An 8,632-nucleotide genomic window follows, 5' to 3' on the forward strand; every position below is an offset into this window, starting at 1 on the left:
GGCACGTTGGAGCACAGCTTCATGTTGGCCAGCATGTTCAGGCCTTCGATGTAGTCTTGCGCCTGCTTTTTGGGGCCGGACACCACCAGCCAGCCGGCACGGTAGCCGCATGAGCGATAGCTTTTGGACAGCGAGTTGAAGGTCAGCGTGAGCACATCGGTGGACAGGCTGGCGATGGCGGTGTGCTTCACATCGTCGTAAAGGACCTTGTCATAGACCTCATCTGCCAGGATGACGAGGCCGTGTTCGCGGGCGATGGCAACAATGCCTTTGAGGAGATCGTCAGAGTACAAGGCACCCGTGGGGTTGTTCGGGTTGATGACGGCAATGGCCTTGGTGCGCGGCGTGATGCGCGCGCGAATATCGTCCAGATTGGGCATCCAGCCGTTGCTTTCGTCGCACAGGTAGTGCACCGGCGTGCCGCCCGACAGGCTGGTGGACGCGGTCCACAAGGGGTAGTCAGGCGCGGGCAGCAGGAGCTCGTCGCCGTTGTCCAGCAGCGCGTTGGTGGCCATGGAAATCAACTCGCTCGCGCCGTTGCCGAGGTAGATGTCATCGAGGGTCACACCCTTGATGCCCTGCTTTTGCGTTTCGTGCATCACGGCCTTGCGTGCCGCAAAAATGCCCTTGCTGTCCGAATAGCCAGCCGAGGCAGGCAGGTTGCGGATCATGTCCTGCTGGACTTCTTCGGGCGCATCGAAACCAAATACCGCCAGATTGCCAATATTGAGCTTGATGAGCTTTTGGCCTTCTTCTTCCATCTGCTTGGCGGCGTCCATGATCGGGCCGCGGATGTCATACAGCACATTGGCCAGCTTGGCGGATTTGGTGATCGATTTCATGCGGTTTTATAGGTATGGGAGCCGAGCCTCAGGACCCACCCTGCTGGCAACGGGGAAGAACGCCAGCACTTGGGCGGGAAATCCGGGCGGAATCTATAATTTGACCACATAAAACAGCGTTTTCGCCCGTAAAACCCGGCAAACGCTCCTGTGTAGCAACGACTTCCGCACCATCACAACGCCGGACCGACCCCGCATGAAACTTCAGCCAGACCGCCTCGATGTCCAGTCCATTCTTGGTTACGGCCCCGGATGGGTCGGGCTGGGAAGCAACGGCGTGGCGGAAAAAATCGAACACAGCATCGTGATTGGCTCCCGTGGGGAAAAGTTTGACTGGAATTGCACGCGCTTTGAGCAGCTCACAGCGGACCATTTCGCCCTGTTAGCCGAGACACAGCCCGAGCTTGTGGTCTTCGGCAGCGGTTCCCGCCTGCGCTTTCCGCCGCCGGCTTTTTTGCGCATTCTGATGGAGCGCCGCATAGGTGTTGAGACCATGGACACGCTGGCGGCCTGCCGCACTTACAACATCCTGGCAGGCGAAGGCCGGCAAGTGGTCGCAGCCCTGCTGATTGAAACAGAAGGAACACAGAGCTGAAACGGCATCTCTTTCAGGGTAAAATCTAGGGTTGCACTTGGCACCTCATCCAGGATTGATTCCTGGGCCGGTCGCCACAAGGCACGGCTAATTACAACTACTTTCGTCAGGGTCTACTCAGTATGGCAGTCGTCGTCAATAAACCACTCCCCGAATTTGAAGCGATCGCCACCGGTGGCCTCAAGGTTTCCAACACATCCCATCTCGGCAAGGTCGTCGTTCTGTACTTCTACCCCAAGGACAACACACCGGGCTGCACCACCGAGGCCATGCAGTTCCGCGACCGCTACAAGGATTTCGTCAAAGCCGGCGCCACCGTGTTCGGCGTGTCGCGCGACAACATGAAGTCCCACGACGAGTTCAAGTCCAAGCTTGAGCTTCCGTTCGAACTCATCGCCGACACCGAGGAAAAAATGTGCCATATGTTCGGCGTGGTCAAGAACAAGATCATGTACGGCAAAAAGGTCAAAGGCATTGAGCGCAGCACCTTCCTGGTCGGCGCCGACGGCCAGCTGAAAGAAGAGTGGCGCGGCCTCAAAGTGCCCGGCCATGTGGACGACGTGCTCAAGGCCGTCAAGGCCCTCAAAAAAGCTGCCTGAAACTGACCTGAGGCCAGTTAGCAACAAAGAATTGCAAAGGATTGCCCTGTCACCTGAGTTGTGCATAATGAACTCATGCTGTTGACCTTCGCAACTGCGCCCAAAGAACAAGCCGCCCTGGTTTCAAGGCGGCTTTTTCGCTTCTGGAACCCTTCTTTTTTAGAGAGTTTTAAGCACTATGCCCCTGCCTCCCGCCCCGACCAAACGTGCCGCCCTGCTCTCACCCGACGCGCTTGACGCGCCTGCCCGCTCGCCGTCCAAAGTCGCCCGCAAGACTGAAAGCGCTGAATCCGCCCAAAAACCGCCAGTGATGGACCTGTTCGACAGCCGCGCCGCAGGCGAAGGAAGCCAGCATCCATCAGCTTTTCAGGCAAAAGAGCCTTCCAGCCCTTCAAGGACGGGCGCAAGCAGCTATAAAAAAGAGAGCATCGCCCTGCCTCAGCCGGCCAGCAAACCCAAAAAGGCGAAACACACGGGCCCCACCAAGCTGTTTGTGCTCGACACCAATGTGCTGATGCACGACCCGATGTGCCTGTTCCGTTTTGAAGAACACGACATCTTCCTGCCCATGATCGTGCTCGAAGAACTCGACGGCCACAAAAAAGGCATGACCGAGGTGGCGCGCAACGCCCGCCAGACCAGCCGCACGCTGGACGCACTGGCAGGCACCCAGGGCGCCGACATTGCCAAAGGCCTGAAGCTGGACACCACGGGGCACCGCGAGGCCGGGGGCTGCCTGTTCTTTCAGACCAAACCTCTCGACTACACGCTGCCCGTGAGCCTGCCGCAGGGCAAGGCCGACAACCAGATCCTGGGCGTGGTGGAAGCGCTGCGCAAGGAATATGCGCCGCGCGAGGTGGTGCTGGTGTCCAAGGACATCAACATGCGCGTCAAGGCGCGTGCCCTGGGCCTGGCCACAGACGACTACCAGAACGACAAAACCCTGGAAGACGGCGACCTGCTGTATTCGGGCTCGCTGGCCTTGCCGGCAGACTTCTGGACGCGCCAGAGCAAAACCGTCGAGAGCTGGCAGCAAGGCAGCCATACGTTCTACCGCATCACCGGCCCCATCGTGGGCAGCCTGCTGATCAACCAGTTTGTGTTTTTTGAAGCCCCCGGCGAGCCCCCCCTGTATGCCCGCGTGACGGAAATCCGCGCCAAAACCGCAGTCCTGAAGACTCTGAAAGACTACAACCACCTCAAAAATGCCGTCTGGGGCGTCACCACGCGCAACCGCGAGCAGAACTTCGCCATGAACCTGCTGATGGACCCGGAAGTGGACTTCGTCACACTGGCCGGTACGGCTGGCACAGGCAAGACGCTGATGGCGCTGGCCAGCGGCCTCACCCAGGTGTTGGACGACCGCCGCTACACGGAAATCATCATGACGCGGGCCACGGTCAGCGTAGGTGAGGACATCGGCTTCCTGCCTGGCACCGAAGAGGAAAAAATGGGCCCGTGGATGGGCGCGCTGGACGACAACCTGGAAGTGCTGGGCAAAACCGACAGCGGCTCGGGTGAATGGGGCCGCGCCGCCACCAATGAGCTGATCCGCTCGCGCATCAAGGTCAAGAGCATGAACTTCATGCGGGGCCGCACCTTCCTGAACAAGTACGTCATCATTGATGAAGCGCAAAACCTGACGCCCAAGCAGATGAAAACGCTGATCACACGGGCAGGCCCGGGCACCAAGATCATCTGCATGGGCAACCTGGCGCAGATCGACACGCCTTATTTGACGGAAGGCTCTTCCGGCATGACCTTTGCCGTGGACCGTTTCAAGGGATGGCCGCACGGCGGGCACATCACGCTGGCGCGTGGCGAACGCTCGCGGCTGGCTGATTTTGCGAGCGAAGTGCTCTAAGCCAGAGAAAAACGGCGCTGAACGGCGCCGAAATGAAAAAAGGCCAAGTCGCAAGACTTGGCCTTTTTTGTTCTTCAAATTCTGGTGGGCGGTGCAAGTTTCGAACTTGCGACCCCTGCAGTGTGAATGCAGTGCTCTACCCCTGAGCTAACCGCCCTATTGGTCAGCCTAAGATTATATGCTGTTTCGGCCTGCTTTCGCGTTCAGGCCGCCAAAACCCGCCAGACCGTTTTGCCCTTGCTGGCTTTGTCAATATCCACCAGCAGTTTGTCGTGCTCGGCAATCTCCTGGTCATTGGCAGCCAGCAGCGGCAGATCAAAGGTGCTCAGGTCAATCAGCGGCACACCACCGTCGCCTTCGCGGGCGTTGTCGCCAACGTCCATCACCAGCGCATTCTGGCCACGGGTGAGATTGATGTACACATCCGCCAGCAGTTCGGCGTCCAGCAAAGCGCCGTGTAGCGTACGACCTGAATTGTCGACTTCCAGCCGGTCGCACAAGGCATCAAGCGAATTGCGTTTTCCTGGAAACAACTCCTTGGCCATCATCAGGCTGTCTGTAACCTTCGCCACGCAATGCTTGATGGGCTGCCTGCCGATGAGTTCCAGCTCCTTGTTCAGGAAGCTCACATCGAACGGCGCATTGTGGATGATGACATCGGCATCCTGGAGGTAGGCCAACAACTCATCGGCCACCGCAGAAAACTTCGGCTTGTCTTTCAGGAACTCGTTGCTGATGCCGTGAACCTTGAGCGCGTCTTCGTGGCTGTCGCGCTCGGGGTTCAGGTAGAAGTGGCGGTTGTTGCCGGTAAGCTTGCGGGCCACCAGTTCAACGCAGCCGATTTCGATGATGCGGTCGCCGTTTTCAGCGGAAAGACCGGTGGTTTCAGTGTCCAGGACAATTTGACGCATGGCTGGATTATCGCCTCCGTCGAGGTCCGGTCTGGCCCCGTTTTCTCTGGAGACTCAGTGGTTTTCCTTTGCGTGATTGATGGAGTATTTGGGGATCTCCACCGTCACGTCGGACTGGGCCAGAAAAGCCTGGCAGCTCAGGCGTGAATTGGGCTCCAGGCCCCATGCGCGGTCCAGCAAGTCTTCTTCGCTCTCATCAAGTTCGTTCAACGACTTGAAGCCTTCACGCACAACAACGTGGCAGGTCGTGCAGGCGCAGCTGAGGTCGCAGGCATGCTCGATGTTGATCTTGTTGTCGAGCAAGGCTTCACAAATTGACGTGCCGGCCGGTGCGCTGATTTCAGCGCCCTGCGGGCAATACTCAGGATGGGGCAGTATTTTGATGATGGGCATGTTGTCAGTACGGCTCAAACCGCCTCGATGTTTTTACCGGCCAGGGCTTGCTTGATGCCCCGGTTCATGCGCTGGGCGGCAAACCCTTCGGTACCTTTGGCCAGCGCCTGCGTGGCCGCTTCTATCGCAGCCGCATCACCGTGCGCACGCGTGTCCGCCAAGCCGACGATCAAGCTATCGATCTGCGCGCGTTCATTGGGGCTCAACAGGTCGGCGTCCGCAGCCAGGGCGCCTTGCGTCGCAAGAATCATGCGGTCCGCGTCGACCTGGGCTTCGGCCAGGGCCCGGGCCTGCATGTCTTGCTGCGCGGTGGAGAAACTGTCTTGCAGCATGCGCGCAATTTCATCGTCAGACAGGCCGTAGGAAGGTTTCACGTCAATGCGCGCTTCGACGCCGCTCACCTGCTCTTTGGCGTTGACGTTGAGCAGCCCATCGGCATCGACCGTGAACGTCACGCGGATGCGTGCAGCGCCAGCCACCATGGGCGGAATGCCGCGCAACTCGAAACGCGCGAGGCTTCGGCAGTCGGCGACCAGATCACGTTCACCTTGCACCACATGCAGGGCTAGGGCCGTCTGGCCATCCTGGTAGGTCGTGAAGTCCTGCGCCATGGCTGTAGGAATGGTCTGGTTGCGCGGCACGATGCGCTCGACCAGCCCGCCCATGGTTTCAATACCCAGCGACAGCGGAATAACGTCCAGCAGCAAGAGGTCTGCGCCCGTGTTATTGCCGGCCAGCTGGTTGGCGGAAATGGCGGCTCCCAGCGCCACCACTTCGTCAGGGTTGAGGTTCACCAGCGGTTCACGCCCGAAAAAGCTGGCGACCGCCTTGCGCACCTGCGGCATCCGCGTGGAGCCGCCCACCAGTACGGCACCTTGAATGTCTTCCTTCGTGAGCTTGGCGTCGCGCAGCGCTTTGCGGACGGCCGTGAGTGTGCGCTGAGTCAGGTGGGCTGTTGCGGTTTCAAAGTCTTCTGCCTTCAGCTCAAAGTTGATGAGCGCCTTGGCAAGCTGCACTGAAAAAGGTACCGGGCTGGTAGCTGACAGCGCCTCCTTGCAGTTGCGGGCAGTGCGCTGCAGAGCGGCCTTGTCCGATGGTGTCAGGGCGTCTGCCGCCAGACCGGCCTTGGCCAGCGCCCAGTCGACCAGCGCGCGGTCATAGTCGTCACCGCCCAATGCGGAATCGCCGCCAGTGGCCACCACTTCGAACACGCCTTGCGTCAGGCGCAAGATGGAAATATCAAAGGTGCCGCCGCCCAGATCGTAAACGGCATAAACGCCCTCGCTCGCGTTGTCGAGCCCATAGGCAATGGCGGCCGCAGTGGGCTCATTGAGCAGGCGCAGCACGTTGAGTCCGGCCAGCTGCGCGGCATCCTTCGTGGCTTGGCGCTGGGCATCGTCAAAGTAGGCCGGCACGGTAATGACAGCGCCGTAGATGTCGTCGCTGAAGGTGTCTTCCGCGCGGTAACGCAACGTGGCCAGGATCTCGGCGCTGATCTCGACCGGGCTTTTTTCACCCGCGACCGTTTGCAGCGTGACCATGCCGGGCTTGTCATTGAGCTCGTAGGGCAGCTGGGCGCGGCTGCCAATATCGTCGATGCCGCGGCCCATCAGGCGTTTGACGGAGGAAATGGTGTTGCGCGGATCTTCCACTTGCGCGGCCAGGGCTTCATAGCCGATCTGCCGCTTGTCGCCGTCCAGGTAGCGCACCACGCTGGGCAGCAGCACCCGTCCCTCCTCGTCCGGCAAGCATTCTGAGACGCCACTGCGCACGCTGGCCACCAGCGAATGCGTGGTGCCCAGGTCAATGCCCACCGCGATGCGTCGCTGGTGCGGGTCTGGCGCCTGGCCAGGTTCGGAGATTTGCAGGAGTGCCATGCGCGGGTGTCGTACTTTTTCTGTAATGCCTTGGAACCTGTTCAATGTCTTTTTGGAGATCGCATTGGAGTGCAATCGGGATGAGTGGATGCTTCGGATGCGCCGCATGGGCAGATGCCCATGCAAGCGGCCGGGGCGTCCAATCGCTCGATTTCACTCCAACCCTTCGGGCCAGTGCCTTTTCGGGCGGTCTGCGGCGTTGCGGCGCTTGCCAATAGCCTAGCTATTGGCGGTGCACCGCGCCTTGCATCCCATCCCGAAAAGGTACTTGTGCGACTCCAAAAAGACATTGAACAGGTTCCTATTGTCCCAGTTGGTCAATGCGCGCATCAACCTCACTGACAAAGCGCTCAATAAACATAAGGCTTCTGACTTGCCGGGCGGCGGCGGGAAAGTCCTTGTCGGCGTCCAGCAGTTGCTCTATTTTTGATAGCTGCTTGCGCTCGTCAGTTGTGGCTTTCAGCGCGATTTTCTCAAAATCTTCGATCGTCCCGGCATCGTCAAGTGCTTCACGCCACTGCATTTGTTGCACCAGGAAATCGTGCGGCATGGCGGTGTTGTTCTCGGCATTGATGGGCGCGCCATTGAGTTCGCACAGATAGCTCGCCCGCTTGAGCGGATCCTTCAATCGCTGGTAGGCTTCATTGATGCGCACCGACCACTGCATGGCCACGCGCTGGGCGGCAGCGCCCTGAGCTGCGAACTTGTCGGGATGCGCCTCGCGCTGCAGGTCCTTCCAGCGCGCGTCCAGCGCCGCACGGTCCTGCGCGAACCGCTGCGGCACGCCGAAAAGTTCGAAGTCGTTGGATTGAAGATTCATGCAGAGAAAAAGCCGCCAGCACAATCAGTGGAGGCGGCTTTGGTAAGGGTGCAGCACGCGATAGACCGCTCGCCCGTCAAACCCGGAAGCTTTCGCCACAACCGCAACGGTCACGCTCGTTGGGGTTGATGAACTTGAAGCCTTCGTTCAAGCCTTCGCGCACAAAATCAAGCTTGGTGCCATCAATGTAGGCCATGCTTTTCGGGTCAACCAGCACCTTGACGCCGTTGTCTTCAAACACGACGTCCTCGGGTGCGATCTCGTCGGCATATTCCAGCTTGTAAGCCAAGCCGGAGCAACCGGTGGTCTTCACGCCAAGGCGAACGCCCACACCCTTGCCGCGCTTGGTCATGTAGCGGGTCACGTGTCGGGCAGCAGCATCAGTGAGGGTAACGGACATAAATCACTCGAGAAGGAACAGGCGGCGGGTAACGGGAATGCGTTGATCAGTGCGCGTGCTTTTGTTTGTAGTCGTTCACGGCGGCCTTGATGGCGTCTTCCGCCAGGATGGAGCAGTGAATCTTGACCGGCGGCAGAGCAAGCTCTTCAGCAATCGCGCTGTTCTTGATACTCGCCGCTTCGTCCAGCGTCTTGCCCTTGACCCACTCGGTCACGAGGGAACTGGACGCGATCGCAGATCCGCAACCATAGGTTTTGAAGCGCGCATCTTCGATCACGCCCGTCACCGGGTTGACCTTGATCTGCAGCTTCATCACGTCGCCGCAAGCCGG

The 8,632-nt window shown here is 59.5% G+C and carries 10 protein-coding genes and 1 tRNA gene; 3 read left to right on the top strand and 8 right to left on the bottom strand.

What is annotated here, in order from left to right:
• On the bottom strand, nucleotides 1-842 hold an 842-nt coding region (locus tag ABI546_RS05835; protein WP_348045032.1), incomplete at its 3' end, for an aminotransferase class I/II-fold pyridoxal phosphate-dependent enzyme.
• 196 nt (nucleotides 843-1,038) lie between these two features.
• Here ABI546_RS05835 and ABI546_RS05840 point away from each other — a divergent pair.
• The 3 genes from ABI546_RS05840 (at nucleotide 1,039) to ABI546_RS05850 (ending at nucleotide 3,900) form a co-directional block, all read left to right on the top strand.
• Nucleotides 1,039-1,437: an Mth938-like domain-containing protein gene (locus ABI546_RS05840; protein ID WP_348045034.1), complete on the top strand. Its 399-nt coding sequence runs from the start codon at nucleotides 1,039-1,041 to the stop codon at nucleotides 1,435-1,437.
• Nucleotides 1,438-1,559: 122 nt separating this feature from the next.
• Entirely contained in the window at nucleotides 1,560-2,036 is a 477-nt protein-coding gene (locus ABI546_RS05845; RefSeq protein ID WP_122956864.1) for a peroxiredoxin, read from the top strand.
• A 178-nt stretch (nucleotides 2,037-2,214) separates the two neighbouring features.
• The gene (locus tag ABI546_RS05850) at nucleotides 2,215-3,900 is read left to right on the top strand and encodes a PhoH family protein (protein ID WP_348045036.1); all 1,686 of its coding nucleotides are present in this window, start codon (nucleotides 2,215-2,217) and stop codon (nucleotides 3,898-3,900) included.
• 82 nt (nucleotides 3,901-3,982) lie between these two features.
• On the opposite strand, the gene ABI546_RS05855 is transcribed toward ABI546_RS05850, so the two are convergent.
• From ABI546_RS05855 to ABI546_RS05885, 7 genes are all read right to left on the bottom strand, one after another.
• Nucleotides 3,983-4,057: transfer RNA gene (locus ABI546_RS05855), tRNA-Val, on the bottom strand.
• A 46-nt stretch (nucleotides 4,058-4,103) separates the two neighbouring features.
• On the bottom strand, nucleotides 4,104-4,811 hold the full coding sequence (dnaQ, locus tag ABI546_RS05860) for a DNA polymerase III subunit epsilon (protein ID WP_348045038.1): 708 nt from the start codon (nucleotides 4,809-4,811) through the stop codon (nucleotides 4,104-4,106).
• Nucleotides 4,812-4,865: 54 nt separating this feature from the next.
• Nucleotides 4,866-5,204 carry an ISC system 2Fe-2S type ferredoxin gene (fdx, locus tag ABI546_RS05865; RefSeq protein WP_348045040.1) on the bottom strand — a complete coding sequence of 113 codons (339 nt, stop codon included), beginning with the start codon at nucleotides 5,202-5,204 and terminating at the stop codon, nucleotides 4,866-4,868.
• Between the two features lie 14 nt (nucleotides 5,205-5,218).
• A complete protein-coding gene (hscA, locus tag ABI546_RS05870; protein WP_348045042.1) occupies nucleotides 5,219-7,081 on the bottom strand; it encodes a Fe-S protein assembly chaperone HscA in 1,863 nt (620 codons plus the stop codon).
• 301 nt (nucleotides 7,082-7,382) lie between these two features.
• Nucleotides 7,383-7,901, bottom strand: coding sequence for a Fe-S protein assembly co-chaperone HscB (gene hscB, locus ABI546_RS05875; RefSeq protein WP_348045044.1), 519 nt, complete (start codon nucleotides 7,899-7,901; stop codon nucleotides 7,383-7,385).
• A 76-nt stretch (nucleotides 7,902-7,977) separates the two neighbouring features.
• Entirely contained in the window at nucleotides 7,978-8,301 is a 324-nt protein-coding gene (gene iscA / locus ABI546_RS05880; RefSeq protein ID WP_074575253.1) for an iron-sulfur cluster assembly protein IscA, read from the bottom strand.
• Between the two features lie 46 nt (nucleotides 8,302-8,347).
• A partial coding sequence (locus tag ABI546_RS05885) for an iron-sulfur cluster assembly scaffold protein (RefSeq protein ID WP_348045047.1) occupies nucleotides 8,348-8,632 on the bottom strand: 285 nt, incomplete at its 5' end.

Source organism: Polaromonas sp., from assembly GCF_039932935.1.
Lineage (GTDB): Bacteria > Pseudomonadota > Gammaproteobacteria > Burkholderiales > Burkholderiaceae_C > Polaromonas.